The following is a 25,652-nucleotide window of genomic DNA, read 5'->3' on the forward strand; positions in this document are numbered from 1 at the left end:
ACCAGTGTCCGCGCTCATCTGGCGGCGCGGGCCGCAGCGGTCAACGCACGGTGCAGCAGCCGGGAATCGCCGAGCAGGGCCCGCAGTCGGCGCTCCAGGCCGGCGATCGGGATCAGGTTCTGCGGGGCCCGCGGATCCTTGTACGGGGTGGAGGCGAAGCGCGGCAGGGTCACCAGCGACAGATCGGCCAGCTCGATCGCCGCCTCGACGGGCAGGTCGGCGGAGCACTCCACCCGAACGATGCCCGCCCACGGCGCGCCGGTCGCCACCGGCAGCCGCAAATACCACGACCAACCGCCCCAGGCGGTGCCGAGCCGGAACACCGGGGAACGCTCACCCGATGCCATACCCGTCACCACAGCGGTCAGCCGGGCGTCCAGGTACTGACTGTGCTGCGTCTTGATGTAGCCCAGGGTGCGCGGCAACTGCCGACGACTGCGCAGCGGGCCGTCCACCACCAACAGGTCACCGTCGACCCGGGCGGCGTCGGACACCGCCACCTCCAACGCGGTCAGCGGACCCTGCACGGCGGCCGGCAACTTCGCCAGCTCACCGGTGCCACCCACCCGGTGCACCGGGTAACGGATCGCGCCCGCCACCACGTCCTGCGCCGACGGGCTCGCTGTGAACAGGCCCCGACCAACCCGGGTGCCCGCCAACTGCGCCGCACCCCGCCCCAGGTCACACCGGACCACCCCGGCCGCGTACGAGGCGGCCAACCCGGGGAACGACAGGCCGTCGGTCTCCGCCGTCCAGATGCTGGCGTCGATGCGCCGAACCCCGTCGACGAGCAACACCACGTCCGGCGCCCGCACCCCGGGGCGTACCCCGATCGCCCGCCAGTCCACGGCGGGCAACTCGACGTCCGCGTCGACCTGGGCGCTGCTCGGCGCGGCCGGCCCGGCGGTCGACGCCTCGAACGACGCCCCGTACGCCGGATCCCACGAATCCACGAAGAACGCGGCGTCGCTCACCGGGCCGGCCCCTCGTCAGCGACTGCGCTGCTCCCGTGCGCCGCACTCCTCGCGCTCACCGGCCGGTCCGTTCGATGCGTGACGAGCGCGCGTCCTTGCGCACCTCGAACCGGACCGGGATCCGCTCGGCCAGCGCCGGCACGTGGGTGACCACACCGACCATCCGATCGCCCCGGGCCGCCAGGTTCTCCAGGGTCGCCGCCACAGTGTCCAAGGTGGCGGCGTCGAGCGTGCCGAAACCCTCGTCCAGGACGATCGACTCCAGGCTCGCCGCCGTTGTCGACATGCCGGCCAACTGCTCGGAGAGCGCCAACGCCAACGCCAGCGACGCCTGGAACGTCTCACCGCCGGAGAGGGTGCGCACGCCCCGGCGCAACCCCGCGTCGTGGTGGTCGACCACCACGAACTCGCCCTTGTCGTGCACCAGCTCGTACTGACCGGAGGAAAGCTCCCGCAGGATCCCCGACGCGCCGTCGACGAGCAGGTCCAACGCCTCGGCCAGCAACCACCGCTCGAAGTTGTTGGCCCGCAGGTGCCCGGCGAGCGCGCGCGCCACCTGCGCCTCCCGCTCGTGGCCCGCCCGCTGCTCGCGCAACGTACCGGCCTGCTCGCGACGCTCGTGCAGCCGCCGCCGGTCGGCGTCGGCCCGCTCCACCGCCACCGTCGCCGCGTGCACCGGGTCGTCCCCGACCGGCACGTCGGCGGCGGCGAAGATGCCAGCGATGCCCCGCTGCACCCCGTCGGCCACCGCCACGGCCTCCGCCACGGCGTCGGCCCGACCGGCCCGCTCGGCGCGCCGCAGGTCCGCCTCGGTGGTCGCCCACCCGGTCAGCGCCGCCCACGCGGCGGCCACGTCGTCCCGGTCGGTCGCCGGAGGGCCGAACCGGGCCAAACCGTCACGGGCGGTGTCGAAGGCCCGCCACGCCGCCCGCAGCCGCTCCTCGGCGGCGTCCACCCCGGCCCGGGCCTGCCGAGCGGCCTCACGGCCAGCCCGGACCGCTGTCGCCGCCTCCTCCAGCGCGCGCCGCAACCGGGCGTGCTCGGCCAACTCCCGGCGCAGCACGGCCGGCTCGGCCGCGCCGGAGAGCTGCCCGTCCAGCTCGGCCAGCCGGGCCTCCATCTGCTCCTGGCGCGCTCGCGCCTGCACCAGCAGCCGCTCCAGCTCCCGCGCCGCCGTGTCCCGCTCCTGCACCGTCGCCTGCGCGGCCTTGGAAGCGGCCCGCGCCGCCTTGCCCGCCGCCGTCGCGGCGGCCACCGCCGAATCGGCCGGCACCGCCGGCACCTCGGCCACCGGCTGCTGGCACACCGGGCACGCCGCACCAGCATGCAGGTGCACCCGCAGGCTCACCGCCAGATCGGTGGCCTTCGCCTCCTCGTGCGCCCGGAAGGCCGCCTCCAGCTCGGCGTCGGCCCGCTCGGCGACCACCCGTGCGGCGGCCAGCACCGCCACCGCGGCGGCGTGCTCGTCATTCGCCGCGCGCACCGTCGCCCGGACCGTCTCGGCCTCGCCGGACAGCCGATCCCGATCGTCGTACGCCCGCAGTTGAAGTCGCAGCGCGCTCTCGTCACCGGCGGCGGCCAGCTCGCCGCGCAGCTTGTCCTCCCGCTCCTCGGCCAGCGACACCCCGGCCGCCGCCGCCTCGGCGTCGGCCCGCGCCGCGGCGACCGCGCGAGCGACAGCGGTCACCCCACCCGGCGCGCGCACCCCGGTCAGCACTGTCAGCTCGTCGTCCAGCGCTGTCAACGCCGCCGCGGCCTCCCGTGCGGTGACCCGGGCCGCCGCCAGCTCCGGCACCGCCTCGGCCACCGCCGCCGCCAGCTCGGCCATCCGGTCGACCCGGGCGTCGGCCTCGGCCAACGCCTCGTCGTCCACACCGGTCAACCCGGCAAGCACCTGGTCGACCGCCTCCAGCCGGGCCTCCGCCTGCGCGGCGCGCGCCGTCGCCTTCTTCTGCACGTCCTCGTAGACGCCGAGGCCCAGCAGGTTGACCAGGATCTGTTGCCGGGTCGCCGGCTTGGCGTGCAGGAAGTCGGCGAACTGCCCCTGTGGCAGCACCACACAGCTGGTGAACTGCTCGTACGGCAGCCCGACCGCCTCCAGCACCGCCTGCTCCATCTCGGCGGGGGTGCCGGCCACCACCTCGCCGAGGTCGTCCGGGCTCAGACCGGTATCCAGTTTGGTCACGTCAAAACCGGCCGGCATCAGCTGCAACCCGGCGTTCGCGGTCTTCACGTTGCCCCGGCCGTCCCGGCGGACCACCCGGGTCGCCACGTAACGGGCGCCGCCGGACTCGAAGACCAACCGCACCCGCGCCTCGGTCGCCGACGGCGCGAGCGCGTTCGCCAACCCCCGGGCGCCACCCCAGCGGGGCACCATGCCGTAGAGGACGAAGCAGATCGCGTCCAGCACTGTCGACTTGCCCGAACCGGTGGGACCGATCAGCGCGAAGAAGTCGGCGTCGGTGAAGTCGACAGTGGTCTCGTCCCGGAAGACCGTGAAGCCGGCCATGTCCAACCGCATCGGACGCATCAGTGCTCGACCTCCTCGAAAAGCTCGTCGAAGAGCTCCTGGACACCCTCGTCGGCGTGACCCCGGCTGTCCAGGTAGTCGGCGAACAACTCCCGGGGCGAACGCCCCGACCGCTGCGCGATGCGCGCGCCGCTGCCCGGCGCGGCCAACAGCTCCGGGTCGATCCGGATCTCCAGGGCCCGGGGGAGCAGCTCCTGGATCTCCTCGCGCAGGCCGGCGCGGGGTTGCTCCCGCGCGTACACCCGCAGCCACGCGTCCGGTGCCTCGATCTCGGCGAGCTGCTCCAGGGTGCCCCGCACCGTCCGCAGCGCGCTGGCCGCCGTCACCGGCACCTCCCGCACCCGGGCGGCGGTGCTGGCCGTCACCTCGACGATCGTCACCGAGGGGACGTTCTCCTGCTCACCGAAGTCGACGGCGAGCGGACTGCCGCTGTAGCGCACCGGGCAGGGGCCGATGACCCGCTGCGCGCGGTGCAGGTGGCCCAGCGCCACGTAGTGCGCGGTGGCCGGGAACACCGTGGCCGGAACCGCGTAGCCCAACACGGTGTGCGCGTCGCGTTCGCCACCACCGGTGGCCGCACCGGTCACCGTCAGATGCGCGGTGACCAGGTGCACCCGGTCCGGTTCGGTGAAACCCTCGGTGAGCCGCCCCAGCACCCGGCCCAGGTGGTCGGCGTACGTCTGGTTGGTCTCCGCGGCGGTCAGCTCGTACATCTCCAACGCGCGCACCGCGTACCGCTGGGACAGGAACGGCAACGCGGCCAGCCGCCACCGCTCGCCACCGGCGGTGGTGCCGTCGATGACGTGCTCGTCCGGGTTTTCCCGCACCCCGCCGCGCAGCGTGATGCCGGCGGCGTCGGCCCACGGACGCAACGCGTCCAGCGCCGGGCCGTTGTCGTGGTTGCCGCCGATCGCCACCACGTCCGCGCCGGTACGCCGCAACGCCGTCAACGCCCTGGTGACCAGTCGGGTCGCCTCCGAGCTGGGCGCGGCGGTGTCATAGAGGTCACCGGCGACGATCACCAGATCCGGCTGTTCCGCACGGGCGATCTCGATCACCCCGGCCAGCACTGCCTTGTGCTCGTCGGCCCGGGACTGCCCCTTGAGCACCTTTCCCACGTGCCAGTCGGAGGTGTGCAGGATCTTCATGGCTGTGCTTGCCTTCCGTGCGCGGCTGCGGGGCTCGCAAGCTCACTCCTCGCGCTCACCTGTGCCGGCCCTAGCTAGAACGGGATGTCGTCGTCGGTGCCGCCGCCGGAGCCCACCACGGCGAACGGGTCGGCGGACTGGGTGATCGAGCGCAGCGTCTCCGATGGTGCCCGACCCGCCTCGGAGACCCGGGTGGCCCAGGCCGGGAACGGGAACTCCAGGCAGAGCGGCACCGGAATGTCCGGCTGGTTGACGAACATGGTGCCCGGCTTGGCCAGCAACGCCCGCTGGCGCTGCGCGGGCGGCAGGAAGCCGTACTCCGGGCGGGACGCCTCGGCCGGGTCGAGCCGGCCGACCACCCGGATCGCCGAGTTCGTGACGATCCGCCGCTCCACCTCACTCGCCGTCTGCTGCGCGCCGATCAGGATCACCCCGAGCGAACGGCCCCGCTCGGCGATGTCCAGCAGGACCTCCTTGATCGGCGAGGAGCCCTCCCGGGGGGCGTACTTGTTGAGCTCGTCGAGGACGACGAAGAGCAGCGGCTTGGCGGTGCCGGACTTCTCCTTGCGCTCGAACTCGCTCTTGAGCGTCACACCGACCACGAACCGCTGCGCGCGGTCGGGAAGGTTGTGCAGGTCGACCACTGTCACCTGGGCCGACTCGCTCGTGTTGATGGAGTGGGGGCGGCGGGTGGCGAGGTCGCCACGGATCAGCCGGGCCAGGTCCTTCTTGCTGCCGATCAACCGCCGGGCGAACGCGTTGACGGTGCCCAGCCCCACAGCGCTACCCGCCCAGTCGGAGCGGGTCTCGTCGTCGTTGAGCTGATCGACGATGTGGTCGACCAGATCGCCGTAGGAGCCGAGTCGGACCCCGTCGATGCTCACTCCGCCGTCGGCGGGCTGGGCGTAGCGGGCCAGGTGCGCGGCCACCGAGTGGACCACCATCGTGTACTGCTGGCGCTCGTCGTCGGCGTCGGCGAAGACGTACGGCAGCAGGCGGTCGGTGCAGAACTCGCTCAACGTCCAGTAGAACGCGTCGACCCCGGTGAGGCGGCTGCTCACATCCGGAGTGCCGGCCGAGTCACCGACCCGGGGCGGGGCGTACACCCGCACGTCGGGGAAGGCGCCAGCGCTCAACCCGAGCTTCGCGTACGCGGCGCGGGTGGGCTCGTCGAGGCGGGTGTTCGGGTGGTCAAGGAAGAGCAGATCCTCGCCCTTGACGTTGAAGATCAGCGCCTTGGCGTTGACCGCGTCGCCGCCCAGCACGCCCGAGCGGAACACCGAGTAGAGCAGGAAGGTGGCGAAGCTGGTCTTGGTGGCCACCCCGGAGATGCCGGAGATCGAGACGTGCGCGCCCCGGCTGCCGTCGAGGAAGTCGGCGTTGAGATAGACCGGAACCCCGTCCCGACCCATCCCCATCGGGATGCGCCGCTCCATCCGGTCGAAGTGCAGCGCGCGGGCCCGGGCGTCGCCCTCGGCCCGGTGCACCACAGCGCCCGGGGTCGGCGGCACGTACAGCTCCGGATCGACCCGGGTGGTGGTCACCTCGGCCGCCTCCTGCACCTGCGCGGGCAGCGTGCCGTCGGCGATGGCGAACACGTCGGACTCGAACTGGGCGCCCTCGTGCCGGGCGCGGACCTGGGTGACCACTCCGGCGATCGTCACCGGCTCCCGGTCCGGCAGCTCGCGCCGGGTGACCACCACGTCGTCGAGCTGGAGGTAACTGCCCGGGGCGACGGCCGTCCAGAACTGCAACGGGGTGGCGTCGGCGGTGCCCAGCACGCGGCCGACCACCCCGCCCGGGCTGTCGAGCTCGGCGTCGGTCATCGGGCGGCTCGGGTCGGTCGGGCATCACGGTCGGCGCGCATGCAGTGCATCCTGCCCGAGGAGTACGACAGGTCGCCACGCGACGCGGCGGACGACACCATGCGCCGTCACACTCATGACGCTGGGTGTTCGACCGAGCGCAAGAGGTGGGCGGGAGTCGTGTCGGCGTGCACCGCACCAGGTCCGGACTCAACTCCCGGGGCGCCGGCCGCGTTACCTAGGCATGGAGCACGTATGAATGACGACTTCGGCGCCTTCGTCGCGACGAGCGGCCCGCGACTGCTCCGTTTCGCCGTACTGATCACCGGGCAGCGGGCGGACGCCGAGGACCTGCTGCAGGAGGTGCTGGAGCAGGCGTACCCGCGCTGGCACGTGGTCCGGCAACGGCAGCCGGAGGCCTACCTGCGTCGCGCCATGACCAACCGGTTGGTCAGCCGGTGGCGCTCGCCGTGGAACCGACGTCGGGTCGCCGGTCTTCCGGAGGCGGTGCCGCAACAGGATGAGATGACCCGGGTCGACGACCGCGAGTTGCTGCTGACGGCGCTGCGGGAGCTTCCACCGCGGATGCGGGCGGTGGTGGTGGTCCGGTACTGGCTCAATTTCTCCGAGGCCGAGGCTGCCGCCGAACTGGAATGTTCGGTGGGCTCGGTGAAGAGCCAGGCGTCGCGTGGTCTGCGCCGCCTGCGGGCCCGACTGGAAGCGGCCGGTGTTCCCCCACTCGACCTCGACCTCGCGGAGGAGAACCATGCGTGACAACGAGGTGGCCGCCCTGCTCGACCATGCCGTCGCGACAGTGGAGCTGCCACCCGGTCTCGCCCAACGGGTCGTCACGAGAAGCCGGGCGCGTCGCCGTCGGCGTCTGCTGCTCTCGGGCGGCACTGTGGCCGCGGTGGTCGCCGCCGGGGCACTGCTGCTCCCGCAACTGGGGCCGGCCGGTCGCGGTGGCGGCAGCGAGGGCGGGGGTGCCGCGTCGAGCGCGGTTGCCGACGTCCCGGCCGGGATCGTCGGTGCCGACGGTCGACCGGTGACGCAGGCACAGGTCGTCGCCGTCGGCCGGATCGGGACGGAGACGCTGGTGCTGATCCGGCGCGAACCACGCGCCGAGGAGCGGCCCGCTGGGGGACACGCGGCCGAGGTGCTGATCACCTCGGACGGGGGCGGTCCGCGCCGGTTGCTCGACTACCTCTCGTACGACCTGGCCTGCGTCGATGGTGACGCGGTCTGCGCGGCCGTCCGATCCACCGGCAGCGGGCTGGGCGTGGCCGTGGCCCGGCGCTCCGGCGGTCGGCTCTACGTCCTGGTCCAGGCTCCGCAGGGGCGTACCGTCGAGGTCGTCGCCGACGGCGTGTCGCATCCCCTCGGCGCGGCACCGCGCGGCGCGGTGGCCGAGGTGGTCGCGGCCGAGCCGTACGACGAGGTGCAGGTCTGGGCGAGCACCGCCGACGGCCGGCGCTACCGGATTCCGTGGGCTCCCGGGGCGGTGCTCACCGACTGAGGTCTCACGGGCGGGCGTGGCGGAGCATCAGGACGCCGTCGTCGGAGGCGAGCACGTGGCGCAGTGGCAGGTGCCGGGGCGGTGCGGTGTCGCCGGCGGTGATCCGGCCGGGGCCGGGCCCGGCCAGCAGCGGCGAGACGGTGAGGCACAGCTCGTCCACCAGGTCGGCGGCGGTGAGCGTGCCGAACAGGTGCGGACCGCCCTCGCAGAGCAGTTGGGTGAGCCCGCGGCGGTGCAGCTCGGCGAGACCGGCGGCCAGGTCGACCCGCTCGGCGCCGCAGCGCAGCACGTCGGCGACGTCGGTCAGGCCGGGCGGGGGGTCGGCGTCGGCGTGGGTGAGCACCACCGGGCGGGTCGGCGCGTCGGCGAAGGCGGCCTGCGCCGGGTCCAGGTCGAGGGAGTTCGAGACGACCACCAGCGTCGGGTACTCCGCCAGCCCGTTGGCCAGACGCCAGGCTCGGCGGCGCTCGTTGAGCCGGACCGCCCGGTACTTCTCGTGGCGCAGTGTGCCGGCGGCCACCACCAGCGCGTCGCAGACCATCCGCAGCAGGCCGAACACCCGCTTGTCCGGCTCGCCGGAGAGCCCGGCCGAGTAGCCGTCCACGGTGACCGCGCCGTCCAGGCTGGCCACGAAATTCACCCGCAGTCGGGGCTCGTCGGCGCGGCCGTAGAGGGCAATCAGCGCGGAGTCGTCGAGCGGCTGCGTCGACGGCTCGGGCCAGAGCCGTCGGATCGGAATTCCGACGGTCATTCGCCGGCCGGACCGGTGACCGGAGGGGTGGGTTCGGCGGTACGGTGCTGGCAGTCGCACCAGTTCCGGCCCGGGCAGTCGTCGTGTCGCCGGGCCCGGCACGCTCGGCAGATCATGCTCGCAGCCTAAGCCGCGGGAGGACAGGACAGCCATGGCGCGTCAGATCTTCCAGCTGAAGATGTCCCTTGCCGGGACCCGCCCGCCGGTGTGGCGCCGGGTGCTCGTGCCGGCCGGCTACACGTTGGATCGGCTGCATCGGGTGGTGCAGCACGCGATGGGTTGGCGGGACTGCCACCTGCACTCGTTCGAGATCGACGCGGTGCAGTACGGCGAGCCGGACGCGGACGGGGAGTTGGGGTTGCACGACGAGCTGGACGTGCGGCTCGACGCGGTGCTCGGCAAGGGCAGCCGGTTCTCCTATACGTACGACTTCGGCGACTGGTGGGAGCACGACCTGGTCGTGGAGGACGCGGTGACCGCCGACCCCGACGAGCGGTACCCGGTCTGCCTGGCCGGGGAGCGGGCCTGCCCGCCGGAGGGTGTCGGCGGGTCGTTGGGCTACCAGGCGCTCCTGGAAGCCGTGGACGACGAGAGCGACACGGCCGACCTCGTCAGCTCCCGCCACGCGATGCTGCGGGACTGGGCGGGTCCGACCTTCGACCCGTCCCGCTTCGAGCCGTCCCGCGCGACCACCCTCCTGCGCCACTTCTGCTGATCCACCACCCACCCCACCCCCTGACGCGCCCGACCAGAGCCGTTGTCGATCAAGAGGTCTGCGTCAGCTGGGCTCCGCTTCCTGACCGAAAACTCTTGATCACCCCGCTGGGGCGGGGGGTGTGGTTGGGGTCGGTGCGGTGGGAGTGATCAGCGGTAACGATCTGGGAACGCTCCCAACGTCCTATTGACACTCCCGTTACCCGCCGGCAATCTCATGGGAGCGCTCCCGGAGGTGGTGTGTGTCACTCACGGACCCCGGCCCGGCGCGATGAGCACCCCCCACCACACACATCAGCCTCACCACCGGAAAGAGGGGTCAGCGAATGAGTGTCACCACGCGGCGTACCCGCCTGGCGGCCGCTGCCCTGGCCGCGATCACCGCGGTCAGCGGTCTCGCAGCCTGCGGCAACGACGACGACAAGCCAGCGGCCGGCGAGAAGCCGGCCAAGTTGGTCGTCGACACCTTCGGCGAGATGGGCTACGACGAGCTCGTCAAGCAGTACGAGAAGGACACCGGCATCAAGGTCGAGCTGCGCAAGACCGCGCAGCTCGGTGAGTACCGGCCGAAGCTGGTCCGCTACCTGGCCACCGGCAAGGGCGCGGCGGACGTCACCGCCCTGGAAGAGGGCATCCTCAACGAGTTCAAGCCCAACGCGCGTAACTGGGCCGACCTCGCCCCGCTGGTCGCCGACCACTCGAAGGAATACCTGCCCTGGAAGTGGGAGCTGGGCAAGGCGCCGGATGGTCGACTGATCGGCCTGCCGACCGACGTCGGCAGCCTCGCCGTCTGCTACCGCAAGGACCTGTTCCAGGCGGCCGGCCTGCCCACCGAGCGTGACCAGGTGTCGGCGCTCTGGCCGGACTGGAAGGGCTTCCACGACGCCGGTCTGAAGTACAAGCAGGGCAGCGGCGGCAAGGCGTTCATCGACTCGATCACCGCCGTCTCCAACGGTGTCCTGTTCCAGGGCAACGGTGACCTGTTCTACGACAAGGAAGACAACATCATCGCGGACACCAGCCCCGCGGTGAAGAACGCCTGGGACACCGCCACCTCGATGGCGGACATCTCCGCCAAGGCGTCCACCTGGTCGCCGGAGTGGTCGGGTGGCTTCAAGCAGGGCACCTTCGCTGCCACCTTCTGCCCGTCGTGGATGCTCGGCATCGTGTCGGACAACTCCGGTCCGGCCAACAAGGGCAAGTGGGATGTCGCGTCCGTGCCGGGCGGCGGCGGTAACTGGGGCGGCTCGTGGCTCGCGGTTCCGGCGCAGAGCAAGTACCCGAACGAGGCGGCGAAGCTCGCCGAGTACCTGACCAACGCGAAGAGCCAGGTCGAGGCGTTCAAGCTCAAGGGCCCGCTGCCCACGAACCTGGAAGCGCTGAAGAACGAGGCGTTCATCAGCTACACCAACGAGTACTTCAGCAACGCGCCGACCGGCAAGATCTTCGGCGAGAGCGTCGCCAAGATCCAGCCGACCCACCTGGGCCCGAAGCACCAGGCGGTGAAGGAGAACGCGCTCGAGCCGGCTCTGCGGGCGTTCGAGAACGGGCAGGCCGACAAGGCGAAGGCCTGGGAGCAGTTCACGAAGGACGCAAAGACTCAGGGTGCCTTCTGAGTGATTCCCTGCCGGTGGCGTTCGGGGCTTCCCGAACGCCACCGGCCGGTCCCCTCCGCGTAGCGCCCTGCGCGAGGGCCCCCGGGCCTCGCCGGAAAAGGAAATTCGCATGAGCCTGTCGGCCACGACGGCACGGCCGTCGCCAGCAGCACCGCCTTCTCCCGACGTCGATCGCCAACGTCGACGGGGAAGATTACTCAACCGCCTCGATGTCAAGTACTCGCCGTACCTCTACATCGCCCCGTTCTTCCTGATCTTCGGTGTGTTCGGGCTGTACCCGATGGTGCGTACCGCCTGGATGTCGCTGCACGACTGGGACATGATCGGCGACCACTCGTTCATCGGCTTCGACAACTACACCCGGCTGGTGTCCGACGAGTACTTCTGGAACGCGCTGGTCAACACGTTCGGCATCTTCGCCCTGTCGACCATCCCGCAGTTGTTGCTCGCCCTCTTCCTGGCGAACCTGCTCAACCGGACCCTCCTGCGCGCCAAGACCTTCTTCCGGATGGCCATCTTCATGCCGAACGTGGTGTCGGTGGCCGCGGTAGCGATCGTCTTCGGGATGCTGTTCCAGCGGGAGTTCGGTCTGTTCAACTGGCTGCTCAGCTTCGTCGGTGTCGACCCGGTCGACTGGGACGGGCACCGGTGGAGTTCCTGGACTGCCATCTCCTCCATGGTCAACTGGCGGTGGACCGGGTACAACACCCTGATCCTGCTCGCCGGCATGCAGGCCATCCCGAAGGACCTCTACGAGGCCGCGGAGATCGACGGCGCCGGCCCGTGGCGACAGTTCTGGCAGATCACCCTGCCGATGCTCAAGCCCACCTTCATCTTCGTGGTCATCCTGTCCACGATCGGCGGCATGCAGCTCTTCACCGAGCCCCTGCTCTTCGGCAACGGCAACATCATCGGCGGCAACCAGCGGGAGTTCCAGACGCTGGCCATGTACATGTACGAGATGGGCATCGTGAACCTGAACACCGCCGGCTACGGAGCCGCGATCGCGTGGGCGATCTTCATGATCATCATCGTGGTGTCGCTGTTCAATTTCCTACTCGTCCGCCGCTCGGCGAAGTGAGGAGAGATCGATGATCTCGGCTTCCCAGCGCCTGTGGCGCACCAGCCCGCTGACCTACCTGGCGCTCGTCCTGGCGGCGCTGCTGTCGATCTACCCGTTCTACTACATGCTGGTGATCGGCAGCCGCAGCCTGGACAACATCAACGACGTGCCGCCGCCGCTGACCCCGGGCGGGGCGTTCGGTGACAACTTCGGGCGGGTGCTCGACAACGACGCCGCCAACTTCCTCACCGGCATGATGAACTCGATCATCGTCTCCTCGGTGGTCACCCTGTCGGTGGTGCTCACCGGTTCGCTGGCCGGGTTCGCGTTCGCCAAGCTGAAGTTCCGCGGCAGCAACGCCCTCCTGCTGGCGATCATCGTCACCATGATGATCCCGACCCAGATGGGCCTCATCCCGCTCTGGGGCATGATGCAGGACCTGGGGTGGTACGACACGCTCTACGCGGTCACCGTGCCGTTCCTGGTCACCGCCTTCGGCGTCTTCATGATGCGGCAGTACGCCAGCCAGGCCATCTCCGACGAGCTGATCGAGGCCGGTCGCGTCGACGGAGCCAGCACGTTCCGGATCTACTGGAGCATCGTGCTGCCCGCGCTGCGTCCCGCCGCCGGCGTGCTCGGTCTGCTGACCTTCATGGAGACCTGGAACTCGTTCCTCTGGCCGTACGCCATCCTCACCCCGGAGAACCCGACCCTCCAGGTCTCGCTCTCCTTCCTGTCGTACGCCTACTACACCGACTACTCCCAGGTGTTCGCCGCCACGGCGATCGGCACCATCCCCCTGGTAATCGTCTTTCTCGTGTTCGGCCGCCAGATCATCGGCGGGATCATGGAAGGTGCCGTCAAGTCGTGAGCAACCCCGCCAGCCCACCCGCCGTCGACGTCCTCGACGAGCGTCCCGGGCTGACCTTTCCACCCGGATTCCTCTGGGGGGCCGCGACGGCGGCATACCAGATCGAGGGGGCGGCAGCCGTGGACGGCCGCACCCCGTCGATCTGGGACACCTTCAGCCACACCGACGGCCGGGTCCTCTTTGGGCACACCGGCGATGTGGCGTGCGACCACTACCACCGCCTCGGCGAGGACGTCGCGCTGATGGCCGAGCTGGGCCTCAAGTCGTACCGTTTCTCGGTCTCCTGGTCCCGGGTTCAGCCCGGCGGCGTCGGCGCGGCCAACCCGCAGGGCCTGGACTTCTACCGGCGACTCGTGGACGAGCTGCTGGCCAACGGCATCGAGCCCTGGCTCACCCTCTACCACTGGGATCTGCCGCAGCCGCTCGAAGACGCCGGCGGTTGGCCGGCCCGGGACACCGCGGCCCGCTTCGCCGACTACACCACCCTGATGGCCGACGCGCTCGGTGACCGGGTGCGCTACTGGACCACGCTGAACGAGCCGTGGTGCTCGGCGTTCCTCGGCTACGGCTCCGGCGTGCACGCCCCCGGCCGCACCGACGGAGCGGACGCGGTGCGCGCCGGCCACCACCTGATGCTCGGTCACGGCCTGGCCGTGCAGGCACTGCGGGCCGCCCGGCCGGGCGCCGAGGTGGGCGTGACCGTCAACCTCTACCCGGTCGACCCGGCCAGCGACAGCGCCGCCGACGTGGACGCGGCGCGGCGTATCGACGGGTTGGCCAACCGGTTCTTCCTGGACCCGCTGCTGCGGGGGTCGTACCCGGAGGACCTGGTGGCCGACCTCAGCACGGTGACCGACTTCGAGCACGTGCACGACGGCGACCTGGCGACCATCTCCACGCCGCTGGACCTGGTCGGCGTCAACTACTACAGCCGGCACGTGGTCGCCGCGCCGGTCGAGGGCGTGGCGGCCGACCCGGCCCCCTCGTGCTGGCCGGGCAGCGAGGACGTCCGGTTCGTCACCCGTGGCGTTCCGGTCACGGACATGGGCTGGGAGATCGACGCCCCGGGTCTGACCGAGACGCTGCGCCGGGTGCACGACTACACCGAGCTGCCCCTGTATGTCACGGAAAACGGCTCCGCGTTCGTCGACTCGGTGGTCGACGGGCAGGTCGACGACGTCGATCGGCTGGCCTACTTCGACGCCCACCTGCGCGCCGCCCACGAGGCGATCGACGCCGGAGTGCCTCTGCGGGGATACTTTGCCTGGTCGCTGATGGATAATTTTGAATGGGCCTGGGGTTACACCAAGCGGTTCGGCATGATCCACGTCGACTACGACAGTCAGGTCCGCACCCCCAAGTCCAGCGCCAAGTGGTACGCCTCGGTGATCCGGCGCAACGGTCTGGCCGCACAATAGGCTCGGGCCAGCCATCAGGACGGCCCCGGCGTCCACCTCCCGCAGGTGGCGCCGGGTCCGCCCGCCGTCGGAGGAGCACACGATGACAACGCAGCGCACCCGGTCGCTCGGGCGCCCGACCCTCGACGCGGTCGCGGCGCGTGCCGGCGTCGGTCGGGGCACAGTCTCCCGCGTGGTCAACGGCTCGCCCCAGGTCAGCCCGGAGGCCCGGGCCGCGGTCCAACAGGCCATCGCAGAGCTGGGGTACGTGCCGAACCGGGCCGCCCGTGCGCTCGTCACCCAGCGGACCGACTCCGTCGCGCTGGTGGTGTCCGAATCCGGCGAGCGGGTCTTCACCGAGCCGTTCTTCGCCTCGATCGTGCGGGGGATCAGCTCCGGGCTGCTGGAGACGCCGATGCAGCTCTGGCTGGCCATGGCCCAGTCGCCGGTGGAACGGGAGCGCGTCGAGCACCACCTCACCAACCAGCACGTCGACGGCGTACTGCTGCTGTCGTTGCACGACTCCGACCCGCTGCCGACGCTGCTGGAGGAGCGCGGCCTGCCCGCCGTGCTCGGCGGTCGGCCCGCCCGGATGCTGCAACCCGGCGCCCAACCGGCCTGGTTTGTCGACGTGGACAACGTTGGCGGGGCCCGGCAGGCGGTGGAATACCTGGCGAGACAGGGCCGGCGGCGCGTCGCCACCATCGCCGGTCCGCAGGACATGGGTGCCGGGCTGGCCCGTCTGGCTGGCTACACCGATGCGGTGAAGGCCACCGGCGCCAGCGTCAACCCCGACCTGATCGCGTACGGCGACTTCAGCGAGGGCAGCGGCGCTGCCGGAATGCGCCGACTGCTGGATGTCTGCCCGGATCTGGACGCGGTCTTCGTCGCGTCCGACCTCATGGCGTTCGGCGCGCTGCGTACCCTGCGTGAGGCCGGCCGGCGTGTGCCCGAGGACGTCGCGGTGATCGGGTTCGACGACGCGACCATCGCCCGACAGGCTGAGCCGCCGTTGACCACTGTCTTCCAGCCGGTGGAGGAGATGGGCCGGCAGATGGCCCGCCTGCTGGTGGCCCGGATCCGTGGCGAGGAGCTACCCGCCTCCCACATCCTCCTGGACACCCAACTGATCCACCGAGCCTCCGCCTAACCCCCAACCACCCCCACCCCCTCACCCCACCCCCACCCCGCCCCGCGCCCGGCGTGTGTCGATCATGGGGTTGGCCTGGACATTTTCGGCATTCCAGCCCGCCAACCTCATGATCACGAAGGCTGGCGGGGAAGATCGTGCTCGTTCCTGGATGTAGTGGCCTCCGGGCGACCGCACACCACTACATCCAGGATCGAGCGCGATCTTGGGGTGTGGTGGCGTGCGGGCGCGGGACGTGCGGGTGCGGTGGGCGCGGGGCAGGGCGGGGCGCGGGGCGGGCGGGGTTACGGGGCCCAGCGGCGTAGTTCTCGCTTGGCCAGCGAGTTGCGGTGCACCTCGTCGGGCCCGTCGGCCAGGCGGAGGGTGCGGGTCTGCGCCCAGAGGGCGGCCAGTGGCGTGTCCTGGCTGACACCGGCGCCGCCGTACCCCTGGATAGCCTTGTCGATCACCCACTCCGCCATTGCCGGCGTGCCGATCTTGATTGCCTGGATCTCGGTGTGCGCGCCCTTGTTGCCGACGGTGTCCATCAGCCAGGCCGTCTTGAGCACCAGCAGCCGGGCCTGCTCGATGCGGACCCGGGACTCGGCGATCCACTCCCGGACCACGCCCTGCTCGGCCAGCGGTCGGCCGAACGCGATCCGCTCGTTGGCGCGGCGGCAGAGCAACTCCAATGCCCGCTCCGCCATTCCGATCAATCGCATGCAGTGGTGGATCCGGCCCGGCCCGAGCCGGGCCTGGGCGATGGCGAAGCCAGTGCCCTCGGCGCCGATCAGATTCTCCGCTGGCACCCGGACGTCGGTGAAGTCGATCTCGGCGTGCCCGCCGTGCGAACCGTCGGTGTAGCCGAAGACGGTCATGCCCCGGCGCACTGTCACCCCGGGGGTGTCCCGGGGGACCAGCACCATGCTCTGCTGGCGGTGCCGGTCAGCGGTGGGGTCGGTCTTGCCCATCACGATGAAGATCTCGCAGCGCGGGTCCATGGCCCCGGACGACCACCACTTTCGTCCGTTGATCACGTACTCGTCGCCGTCGCGGGTGATCCGGGTGGCGATGTTGGTGGCGTCGGAGGATGCGACATCCGGCTCGGTCATGCAGAAGGCCGAGCGGATCTCGCCCTCCAGCAGCGGCATCAGCCAGCGCTGTTGCTGCGCCTCCGAGCCGAACTCGGCCAGCAACTCCATGTTGCCGGTGTCCGGTGCCGCGCAGTTGACCGCCTCCGGCGCGAGGTGCGGGCTGCGCCCGGTCAGCTCGGCCAGGGGGGCGTACTGGAGGTTGGTCAGGCCGGCGCCGTAACGCGGGTCGGGCAGGAAGAGGTTCCACAGGCCGCGCTTGCGGGCCTCCGCCTTCAGTTCGGCCAACACCGGGGTACGCGACCACGGGTCCCCGGCGGCCACCTGTTCGGCGTGCACGGCCTCGGCCGGGTAGACGTGCTCGGTCAGGAACCGGGTCAGCTCGGCGCGCAGCTCTTCGGTCCGGCTGTCGTATGAGAAGTCCATCACCGCTCCCTGGCGGCGGTCAGTCCGTGCGCGACCAGCGGTGCCACCATCTCGCCGATCCGGTCGAAGCCCTCGCCGAGCGTCTGCCCGAGCGTGTGGCGGTAGTGGATGCCCTCGCAGATGACCGCGAGCTTGAAACAGCCCAGCGCCACGTGCCAGTGCAGCGGCCCGACGTCGACATCGCTGCGGCCGGCGTACCTGTCGATCAGCTCGCTGCCGGTGGGGAAGCCGGCGCGCGGGCCGAGCCCGTCGGCGACGGGGTTGCCCGCGGCGGTGTCGCTGCCACCGAGCACGTCCCAGTAGGTCAGCAGCAGCCCCAGGTCGGCGAGGGGGTCGCCGAGGGTGGCCATCTCCCAGTCGAGCACCGCGTGCACGGCCACCGGGTCGGCCGAGGCGAGGAGGTTGTCCAGCCGGTAGTCGCCGTGCACGATCCGGCCGGCGTTCGCGCCCTCCGGTGCGGTCGCCGCGAGCAGGTCACGCAGCTCGTCGATGCCGGGCAGCGGCCGGCTGCGGGAGCGGTCGAGCTGCCCGGACCAGCGGCGGACCTGCCGGGCGAGGTAGCCCTCGGGGCGGCCGAAGTCAGCCAACCCGACGCTCGACGGGTCGACGCTGTGCAGCGCGGCCAGCGTGTCCATCATCGCCATGGCCAGTGCGCGGCGGCGCTCGTCGCCCAGCGGGTCGGTCTGCGCGCGGGCGCGGAACACCTCGCCAGGCATCCGCTCCATGAGGTAGAACGGCGCGCCGATCACCTCGGGGTCGGTGCAGAGCAGCAGCGCGCCCGGCACCGGCACCTCGGTCGGTGCCAGCGCCGAGATGACCCGGAACTCGCGCGCCATGTCGTGTGCGGTCGCCAGCACGTGGCCCAGCGGGGGGCGGCGCAGCACCACCTCGCGGTCGCCGAGGCGCAGCAGGTAGGTGAGGTTGGACTTGCCGCCCGCTATCAGCTGGGCCCGCAGCGGCCCGACGGCCAGCTCGGGTCGGTGCTGTGCCAGATGGTCGGCGAGACGGTCAAGGGCCAACCCCGCTGGGGAGACGGCCGTGGCCTCCGGCCGTGACTCGTCGACGGCCGGATCGCTCATCGGACTAGTTGATTGCAGCCCGCTCACGTTGTCAAGGTCAGAATTTCCGCTCGGGACATGCCCCTGCAACAGGGACGAAATGGTCAACTACCAGGCTGTGGTCAGCCTGCCGGTCGTTTCTCTGCCGGCCCGCCGAGCGGAGGGACAGACATGTTGCTGCGAGTTCGGGTCACCCTGCCGGACCGTCCGGGCACCCTCGGTCAGGTCGCCCGCACCTTGGGCGTCTCCGGGGCGGACATCGTCCAGGTGGTGGTCCTCGAACGGCTCGGCGGGCGCGCGGTGGACGACTTCACTGTCGTCTGGCCGGGTGCGGCGCGGGTGGAGCGGCTGCTGGCTGGCCTCGCGGCGATACCGGGAGTGCGGGTGGACGGTGTGTGGCGGGCGATCGGCGCGCCCACCACCACCGGCCAGGACGCGGAGCTGTTGGCCCAGGTCGCGGCCAACCCGGCCGACGGGTTGGCCACCCTGGTCGACGCGGTACCGGGACTGCTGGCCGCCGACTGGGCGGTGGCCGCCGTGGTGCCGGTCGACTGGGCCTCGCGCAGCGGGGGCGGCGGGGCGACCGTGGGGTACGCGAGCTGGCGGGCTCCCGTACCCGCGCTGTTGCCGGAGGTGACCCCGCTGCGCGGTCGGTCGATGACCACGCCCGACGGGACCCACCACGCGATCACGCCGTTCGGCCGGGCGGGCCTGGTGCTGGTGGTGGCCCGTGAGCGCAACGAGACCCTCTCCGCCGCGGCGTTCCACAGCACCGAGGTGGATCGGCTCACCCAGCTCGTCCGCGCCTGCGCGGTGATCCTCGGTGACCGACTCGATCTCGTCGGTTCGCCGCCGGTGGTCGCCGGCCCCTGAGCGGCCGAGGAGTTCCCGGGCCGACACCGCCGGGCAACCGGGCGGCAACAGGCGGGGGCGAGGCTCTTACCGGGGAAGGGAGCCAACCATGACGTTGTGGCGAATCCGAGCGACGGTGGACGACCGACCGGGTTACCTGTCGGTGCTCACGGCGAGCCTCGCGCTGCGTGGGGTCAACATCCTCACCGTGCAGGTGCAGCCCACCGAGCAGGGCGCGGTGGACGATTTCCTGGTCGACGCGCCGGACGCGCTCGACGAGGCTGGGCTGATCGCCGCCGTCGAGCGGGGTCGGGGCCGGGACTGCTGGGTGGCGCGCAGCGAGGCGCGTGGTCTGGCCGACCAGCCCACCCGGGTGCTCGGGCTGGCCAACCGGTTGGTGCGTGACCCGGACGCGACGGGCGAGGCGTTGCGGACCCTGCTCGCCGCCGACGTCGTCAGCTGGCGACCGGCGTCGGTCGGCGGCGAACGGGGGATCACCGGGGCGAGCATGCTGTTGGCGGACCCGGCGGGCGGTTCGTTCGCGCTGCGCCGGGCCGCGCCCGACTTCACCCCGGCGGAGTACGCGCGGGCGCAGGCCCTCGTCGAGCTGGCCGCCACTGTGGCGCGCCGAGCCGCCGAACAGGTGACAGTGGTGCTGCCCGACGGCGCGGAGGTGGCCGTCCGGCCGGCGAGCGCCCACGATCTGCCCGGCGTGGTGGAGCTGCACGAGGCGTGCTCGCCGCGTAGCCGGCAGCGGCGTTACCTGGGCGGGGCGGCGCTGCCGCAGCCGGCCCGCCTGCGTCGACTGCTGGAGCCGAGCCGAGGGTTGACGCTGATCGCCAGCAGCACCGGCTCCGACGGCGCGGCCGAGTCGGTGGTCGCCATGGCGAACCTGCTCGGCGAGGGCGACGAGGCGGAGGTGGCGCTGCTGGTGCGCGACGACTGGCAGCGGCGTGGGCTCGGCTCGGCGTTGCTGCGCCGGGTGGTTCAGCACGCCGACCGGTCCGGGTACGCGGCGCTGGTGCTGCACGTGCAGGCCACCAACGACCCGATGCTGCGGACGCTGCACCGGCTGGGCCGGCCCACCGTCGTGGAACGCGACGGCGGGCTGCTCACCCTCACCGTGCCGCTCGCTGTCCCCGCCGGGGCGGACCGGACGGGCGCGTTCGCCTAGGGCCCTGCTCAGGGCCCGGGCGGCTCGCGGCGGCCCGAGACGCAGAACCGGTTGCCCTCCGGGTCGGCGAGCACCACGTACGGCGGCTCCGTCGGGTGTGGGTCGGTGGGGTAGTGCCGCCAGTCGACGATCCGCGCGCCGAGGGCGAGCAGCCGGTCAAGTTCCTCGTCGAGGGGTCGGTCGCCGGCGTCCAGATCCAGGTGGAGCCGGGGGAAATTCCGCACAGGGCTCTCGCTGAGGTCCATCGCGAGGGCTGCGCCCGACAACCCGGGCGGCGGCTCCAGCACGATCCACTCGTCGCCGGTGAATCGGGGCTCGCGGCGACGGTAGCCGAGAGCCGCGGCCCAGAACGTTCCGGCCCGTTCGGCGTCGGCCACGCCCAGGGAGAGCTGTGCGATCAGTGCCATCTCCCGACCGTACGTGGCGACGAGAGCCCCTTGTGCGCGGCGAGCCTCCACAAGGGGCCCGGTCGTCAGGTGCTGGGGTAGCTGTTGTAGTCGGGGAAGTTGCCGTAGAGCCGGCTGTCTCCGCCGACGGTGACGGCCTGCACCAGCAGGTCGCCGCCGACGAACGCGCCCTTCCAGGAGGCGCCCCGGCCGCCGAAGGGTTCGTCGCGGTCACCGCGTGAGCGCGGCTTGTTGATGCCCACCTTGAACGCCTGAAGGTCCACGGCGAGCTTGCCGGCCTCGTCGGTGTCGTCGCAGGCGAGTGAGGCCACCAGCGCGCCGTTGGAGGCGTTCATCGCGGCCAGCAGCTCGTCGGTGGTGTCCACCACGACGATCGTGTCGACCGGACCGAACGGCTCGGCGTGCATCAGTCGGGACCGTCCGGGCGGGGCGAGCAGCACCGACGGCGCGACGTACGCCGAGGTGTCCTGCCCGGGCAGGAACGGCGCGCCGGCGAGTTTGCCCCGGTGCAGGGGGATCGCGCCGCCACGGACCGCCTCGTCGACGGTGCGGCGGAGCTCGTCGGCCTTGGTGGCGCTGATCAGTGGACCGAAGTCCAGCTCGGGCAGCGGGTCACCGGCGGCCCAGTCGTCGCCGACGGCGAGCGGGTGACCGAAGCGGACCGAGCGGACGACCGGCAGGTACATGTCGAGGAACTCGTCGACGAGGTCGCGCTGCACCACGAACCGGGGGTACGCGGTGCAGCGCTGCTTGCCGTACTCGAAGCCTTTCCTGAGGTGCGTGGCGAGCAGGTCCCACTGGGAGAAGTTCCAGATGCCCCAGGCGTTGAGGCCCTCCTGCTCGATGAAGTGCCGCTTGTCGCTGTCGAGCAGAGCGGCGGCCACCTTGCCCCCGTTGGAACGACCGCCGACGAACGCCACGGCGCCGATCTCGGGTGCCCGGACCAGCACCTCGGACAGTTCCGCGCCGCTGCCGGAGACGAGGGTGGCGGGCAGTCCGGCCCGGCGCATCAGCGCGTGCGCGACGGTCAGGCACACCGCGCCGCCCTGGGACGGGGTCTTGGCGATGACCGCGTTGCCGGCCAGGAGCTGCACCAGCTCGGCGTGCACCAGCACGCTCATCGGGTAGTTCCACGACGCGATGTTGCTGACCGGGCCGGGCAGCGGCTCGCGGCCGTCGGCGAGCATCCGGTCGATCTCGCCCGCGTACCAGCGGACGCCGTCGAGCGCCCGGTCCACGTCGGCGCAGGCCAGCCGCCACGGCTTGCCGATCTCCCACACCAGCAGCAGGGCGAGCAGGTCGCGGTGGGCGGTGAGCGAGTCCAGGGCCTCGGCGACCCGGGCCGTGCGGTCGGCCAGCGGGGTCCGGGCCCAGGCCCGGTGCGCGGCGGCGGCGTGGGCGACCGCGGCGCGCGCGGTGGTCGCGTCGACCCGGGGCAAATTGATGAGGACGGTGTTGTCCACCGGGGTGCGGACCGGGGCGGGCTGGCCGACCGCCCGCCATTCGCCCTCGACCAGGTTGTGCAGGGTGGTGACGCCGTCGACCTCGGTGCCGAACGCCTCCGGGGCGACGGTCACCGCGCGGGCCAGGATGTCGGCCCAGGCGGTGTCGTCGGCGAGTCGTAGTGCCATCGCTTCTCCTCAGGGTTGACCAGGGAGCGGCGGCGTCGATGGCACCGCTGGTGAGCGGTACTGTCTCGCGCTTCGTAGCGGGTCAGCAACAGTACGTTTGTCTGGCTGGTCGTCGGAGCGCTCGATCGGTGCGAAATCTATCGCGGACGCTCCCACCGTGAGCTGCGCAAACATGTTTCACAGATCGAGATGCATCGATGATGTGAAATGGTCCGCAGTGGTTACTCGCGAGTACAGAAGTGGGGCCGCGCGCGTCGGCCCCGATGGCAGGCTTCCCAACCAGCGAACCGCCCATTACATTGTCGCTTATCCATGGGAGCGCTTCCATGACCCATGGTCACACCGCCACCCCCGCTGTCGCCGGTGGCCGTGCCGCCCGTACGCCGTCCCGCGTCGGTGCGACCGCCGGCGGCGCCTCCGACAGGAGTCCGCCATGCGCCACCTGACCCGGCCGTTCAGCGGCCAGCCCGGCCGGTCGCCGGCCGCCGACCAGCCCTGGCCGCGGCGGCTGCTGGCTCTCGGCGTCGCGCTGCTCACCGGCGCGTCCCTCGCGGTGACCGCGCCACCGTCCGGGCCCGCCTCCGCCGCGCCGGCGGCCAAGCCTGCCTCCGCCGCGCCGGCGGCCACCTACAACTACGCCGAGGCGTTGCAGAAGTCACTGCTCTTCTACGAGGCGCAGCAGTCGGGTCCACTGCCCGACTGGAACCGGGTCTCCTGGCGCGGAGACAGCGCGCTCACCGACGGCGCCGGCGCGGGCGTCGACCTCACCGGCGGCTGGTACGACGCCGGTGACCACGTCAAGTTCGGTTTCCCGATGGCGTTCAGCGCCACGATGCTCGCCTGGGGCGCTGTCGAGTACCGCAGCGGTTACACCTCGTCCGGGCAACTGCCACACCTGCTCAACAACCTGCGCTTCGTCAACGACTACTTCATCAAGGCGCACCCGTCGGCCAACGTCCTCTACGGACAGGTCGGCAAGGGCGACGACGACCACAAGTGGTGGGGTCCGGCCGAGGTGATGCCGATGGCGCGGCCCGCGTACAAGATCGATGCGAGCTGCGGCGGCGCGGACCTGGCGGGGGAGACGGCGGCCGCGATGGCCGCGTCGTCGATGGTGTTCCGCCCCACCGACGCGGCCTACGCCGACAAGCTGCTCGGCCACGCCCGGCAGCTCTACACCTTCGCCGACACGGTGCGGAAGGCCTACCACGAGTGCATCACCGATGCCACGAGCTTCTACCGCTCGTGGAGTGGCTGGCAGGACGAGCTGGTCTGGGCCGCGATCTGGCTGCACCGGGCCACCGGCGAGGCCAGCTACCTGGCCAAGGCCGAGAGTGAGTACGACAAGCTCGGCACCGAGAACCAGACCACCACCCGCTCCTACAAGTGGACAATCGCCTGGGACAACAAGCAGTTCGGCGCGTACGTGCTGCTGGCCAACCTGACCGGCAAACAGAAGTACGTCGACGACGCAAACCGGTGGCTGGACTACTGGACCGTCGGGGTGAACGGGCAGCGGGTGCCGTACTCGCCCGGCGGGATGGCGGTGCTCGACTCCTGGGGCGCGCTGCGCTACGCCGCGAACACGTCCTTCGCCGCGCTGGTCTACAGCGACAAGACCACCGACACCACCCGCAAGGCGCGCTACCACGACTTCGCCGTCCGGCAGATCAACTACGCGCTCGGCGACAACCCACGCAACTCCAGCTACGTCATCGGGTTCGGCGCCAACGCACCGAAGAACCCGCACCACCGCACCGCGCACGGTTCCTGGTGGGACAGCCAGACCGTGCCTGTGGAGACCCGGCACACCCTCTACGGCGCGCTGGTCGGCGGCCCGTCCTCGGCCAACGACGCGTACAGCGACAGCCGGTCGGACTACGTGATGAACGAGGTGGCCACCGACTACAACGCCGGCTTCACGTCCGCGCTGGTCCGGCTGACCTCCGAGTACGGCGGCACGCCGCTGGCGAACTTCCCGGTCGCCGAGACGCCGGACATCGACGAGCTGACAGTGGAGACCACAGTGACGCAGGCCGAACCTCGGGCCACCGGGCTCAAGGTGATGGTCTACAACAAGTCCGCGTTCCCGGCCCGCGCGCTGACCGACGGCCGGTTCCGGTACTACTTCCGGCCCGACGGCACCGGCCCGGTGCAGGTCACCGCCGGCTACACCCAGGGCTGCCCGTCCCCGACCACCGCCAAGCAGTTCAGCGGCGACATCTGGTACGTCGAGGTGGACTGCGCCGGGTACACCATCGCTCCGGCGGGTCAGTCGCAGCACCGGATGGAGGTCCAGTTCAAGATCGGCGTGCCGGAGGGCGGCACCTGGGACCCGACCAACGACCCGTCGTACCAGGCCACCGCCGGGCCCAACCGGAAGGTGCCGCTCTACTCCGGTGCCACCCGCGTCTGGGGTGAGGAGCCGGGCCCGGTCGTACCGGACACCACCAAGCCGACCGTCCCGGGCACCCCGGTGGCGTCCAACCTCGGCCCCCGCACTGTCACCCTGGCCTGGGCGCCGTCCACCGACAGCGGCGGCAGCGGCCTCGCCGGCTACGACGTCCGCGAGGTCCAGGTCAACAGCGACACGGTCCTGGTCCGGCCGGTCACCGGCACGACGTTGACCATCACGACGCTGCTGCCAGCGACGTCGTACGAGTTCACCGTCGTGGCCCGCGACGGGGCCGGCAACACGTCGGCCGCCTCACCGAAGCTCACGGTGACCACGCCGCCGGCCGGCACCGCCGACACCACAGCGCCGAGCACCCCCGGCACGCCGGTCGCCTCGGCCGTCACCGCCACCGGGCTCACCCTGGCCTGGACCCCGTCGACCGACAACGTGGGCGTCACCGGTTACCGGGTCTACCGCGAGGCCGGCGCCACCGACGTGCTTGTCGGCTCGCCAACCGGCAGCACCCAGGCGGTGTCCGGGTTGACCGCCTCTACGGCCTACCAGTTCTACGTGGTCGCGGTGGACGCGGCGGGCAACACCTCCGCGGCGTCCACGCCGGTCGCGGTGACCACCGCGGCCCCGCCGGTCGGTGGCACCTGCACAGTGGGGTACGCCACCACCGACTGGGGCGGCGGCTTCACCGCCAACGTGTCGATCACCAACACCGGCACCACCGCGATCAACGGCTGGACCCTGCGGTTCAGCTTCCCCGGCGGGCAGAGCGTCAGCCAGGGCTGGTCGGCGGCGATCAGCCAGAGCGGCGCGGCGGTCACCGCCACGAACCTGTCCTACAACGGCACGATCGCGGCCGGCGCGTCGGTGAGCTTCGGCTTCAACGGCACGTACAGCGGCGCCAACCCGAAACCGACCGCCTTTACCGTCAACAACACCACCTGCGCCGTGTCCTGAGCTAATCCGAGGCCGTCGCGGGGGGGGGCCCCCCCCCCGGGGGGGGGGCGCCGGGGGGGGGGGGGCCGCCCCCCCCCCACCCCCCCCCCCCCCCCCGGCGGGGGGGGGGTGGTTGGGGGGGGGGGGTGGGAAAAA

At 71.5% G+C, this 25,652-nt stretch carries 20 protein-coding genes; 11 read left to right on the top strand and 9 right to left on the bottom strand.

The window, feature by feature from the left end:
* Positions 1-14: 14 nt before the first annotated feature.
* The 4 genes from ACFYPG_RS31480 to ACFYPG_RS31495 all read right to left on the bottom strand — a co-directional run bounded on the left by ACFYPG_RS31480 (position 15) and on the right by ACFYPG_RS31495 (position 6,478).
* Positions 15-974 (bottom strand): hypothetical protein, encoded by a 960-nt coding sequence (locus ACFYPG_RS31480; RefSeq protein WP_355009397.1) that lies wholly within the window; start codon positions 972-974, stop codon positions 15-17.
* 55 nt (positions 975-1,029) lie between these two features.
* Complete coding sequence (locus ACFYPG_RS31485) at positions 1,030-3,504, bottom strand: AAA family ATPase (protein WP_387354855.1); 2,475 nt, start codon at positions 3,502-3,504, stop codon at positions 1,030-1,032.
* Positions 3,504-4,652, bottom strand: coding sequence for an exonuclease SbcCD subunit D (locus ACFYPG_RS31490; RefSeq protein ID WP_387354857.1), 1,149 nt, complete (start codon positions 4,650-4,652; stop codon positions 3,504-3,506). Before ACFYPG_RS31490 ends, ACFYPG_RS31485 begins: the two co-directional genes overlap by 1 nt.
* 74 nt (positions 4,653-4,726) lie before the next feature.
* On the bottom strand, positions 4,727-6,478 hold the full coding sequence (locus ACFYPG_RS31495; RefSeq protein ID WP_355009400.1) for an ATP-binding protein: 1,752 nt from the start codon (positions 6,476-6,478) through the stop codon (positions 4,727-4,729).
* A 234-nt stretch (positions 6,479-6,712) separates the two neighbouring features.
* On the opposite strand from ACFYPG_RS31495, the gene ACFYPG_RS31500 reads away from it, so the two are divergent.
* Both ACFYPG_RS31500 and ACFYPG_RS31505 read left to right on the top strand, forming a co-directional pair.
* Positions 6,713-7,231, top strand: a complete 519-nt coding sequence (locus ACFYPG_RS31500; protein ID WP_387354858.1) for a SigE family RNA polymerase sigma factor — start codon at positions 6,713-6,715, stop codon at positions 7,229-7,231.
* A complete protein-coding gene (locus ACFYPG_RS31505; protein ID WP_387354859.1) occupies positions 7,224-7,973 on the top strand; it encodes a hypothetical protein in 750 nt (249 codons plus the stop codon). The genes ACFYPG_RS31500 and ACFYPG_RS31505 overlap by 8 nt, the downstream gene beginning before the upstream one ends.
* 4 nt (positions 7,974-7,977) lie before the next feature.
* Here ACFYPG_RS31505 and ACFYPG_RS31510 read toward each other — a convergent pair whose 3' ends face one another.
* Positions 7,978-8,724 (bottom strand): pyrimidine reductase family protein, encoded by a 747-nt coding sequence (locus ACFYPG_RS31510; RefSeq protein ID WP_387354861.1) that lies wholly within the window; start codon positions 8,722-8,724, stop codon positions 7,978-7,980.
* Between the two features lie 151 nt (positions 8,725-8,875).
* Between ACFYPG_RS31510 and ACFYPG_RS31515 the strand changes: the two genes are divergently transcribed.
* From ACFYPG_RS31515 to ACFYPG_RS31540, 6 genes are all read left to right on the top strand, one after another.
* Positions 8,876-9,439: a plasmid pRiA4b ORF-3 family protein gene (locus ACFYPG_RS31515; RefSeq protein ID WP_355009404.1), complete on the top strand. Its 564-nt coding sequence runs from the start codon at positions 8,876-8,878 to the stop codon at positions 9,437-9,439.
* 325 nt (positions 9,440-9,764) lie between these two features.
* A complete protein-coding gene (locus ACFYPG_RS31520; RefSeq protein ID WP_355009405.1) occupies positions 9,765-11,054 on the top strand; it encodes an extracellular solute-binding protein in 1,290 nt (429 codons plus the stop codon).
* A gap of 109 nt (positions 11,055-11,163) precedes the next feature.
* Positions 11,164-12,135 (top strand): carbohydrate ABC transporter permease, encoded by a 972-nt coding sequence (locus tag ACFYPG_RS31525; RefSeq protein ID WP_387354863.1) that lies wholly within the window; start codon positions 11,164-11,166, stop codon positions 12,133-12,135.
* Positions 12,136-12,145: 10 nt separating this feature from the next.
* Entirely contained in the window at positions 12,146-12,988 is an 843-nt protein-coding gene (locus tag ACFYPG_RS31530) for a carbohydrate ABC transporter permease (RefSeq protein ID WP_091400707.1), read from the top strand.
* Positions 12,985-14,406, top strand: coding sequence for a GH1 family beta-glucosidase (locus ACFYPG_RS31535; protein ID WP_387354865.1), 1,422 nt, complete (start codon positions 12,985-12,987; stop codon positions 14,404-14,406). Before ACFYPG_RS31530 ends, ACFYPG_RS31535 begins: the two co-directional genes overlap by 4 nt.
* 82 nt (positions 14,407-14,488) lie before the next feature.
* The gene (locus ACFYPG_RS31540) at positions 14,489-15,535 is read left to right on the top strand and encodes a LacI family DNA-binding transcriptional regulator (RefSeq protein WP_355009408.1); all 1,047 of its coding nucleotides are present in this window, start codon (positions 14,489-14,491) and stop codon (positions 15,533-15,535) included.
* Positions 15,536-15,819: 284 nt separating this feature from the next.
* Here the strand turns inward: ACFYPG_RS31540 and ACFYPG_RS31545 are convergent, their stop codons facing one another.
* Positions 15,820-17,031: an acyl-CoA dehydrogenase family protein gene (locus ACFYPG_RS31545; RefSeq protein WP_387354867.1), complete on the bottom strand. Its 1,212-nt coding sequence runs from the start codon at positions 17,029-17,031 to the stop codon at positions 15,820-15,822.
* Positions 17,031-18,110, bottom strand: coding sequence for a phosphotransferase family protein (locus ACFYPG_RS31550; protein ID WP_387354868.1), 1,080 nt, complete (start codon positions 18,108-18,110; stop codon positions 17,031-17,033). The genes ACFYPG_RS31545 and ACFYPG_RS31550 overlap by 1 nt, the downstream gene beginning before the upstream one ends.
* 150 nt (positions 18,111-18,260) lie before the next feature.
* On the opposite strand from ACFYPG_RS31550, the gene ACFYPG_RS31555 reads away from it, so the two are divergent.
* Complete coding sequence (locus tag ACFYPG_RS31555) at positions 18,261-18,962, top strand: amino acid-binding protein (RefSeq protein WP_355009411.1); 702 nt, start codon at positions 18,261-18,263, stop codon at positions 18,960-18,962.
* 88 nt (positions 18,963-19,050) lie between these two features.
* Positions 19,051-20,115, top strand: a complete 1,065-nt coding sequence (locus tag ACFYPG_RS31560) for a GNAT family N-acetyltransferase (protein WP_355009412.1) — start codon at positions 19,051-19,053, stop codon at positions 20,113-20,115.
* 8 nt (positions 20,116-20,123) lie between these two features.
* Here the strand turns inward: ACFYPG_RS31560 and ACFYPG_RS31565 are convergent, their stop codons facing one another.
* Both ACFYPG_RS31565 and ACFYPG_RS31570 read right to left on the bottom strand, forming a co-directional pair.
* Positions 20,124-20,522, bottom strand: coding sequence for a VOC family protein (locus ACFYPG_RS31565; RefSeq protein WP_355009413.1), 399 nt, complete (start codon positions 20,520-20,522; stop codon positions 20,124-20,126).
* Between the two features lie 65 nt (positions 20,523-20,587).
* The gene (locus tag ACFYPG_RS31570; protein WP_355009414.1) at positions 20,588-22,153 is read right to left on the bottom strand and encodes an aldehyde dehydrogenase family protein; all 1,566 of its coding nucleotides are present in this window, start codon (positions 22,151-22,153) and stop codon (positions 20,588-20,590) included.
* A gap of 433 nt (positions 22,154-22,586) precedes the next feature.
* On the opposite strand from ACFYPG_RS31570, the gene ACFYPG_RS31575 reads away from it, so the two are divergent.
* Entirely contained in the window at positions 22,587-25,517 is a 2,931-nt protein-coding gene (locus ACFYPG_RS31575) for a glycoside hydrolase family 9 protein (protein WP_387354870.1), read from the top strand.
* Positions 25,518-25,652: the final 135 nt, after the last annotated feature.

The sequence above is a fragment of the Micromonospora sp. NPDC005553 genome, from assembly GCF_042871765.1.
GTDB lineage: Bacteria > Actinomycetota > Actinomycetes > Mycobacteriales > Micromonosporaceae > Micromonospora.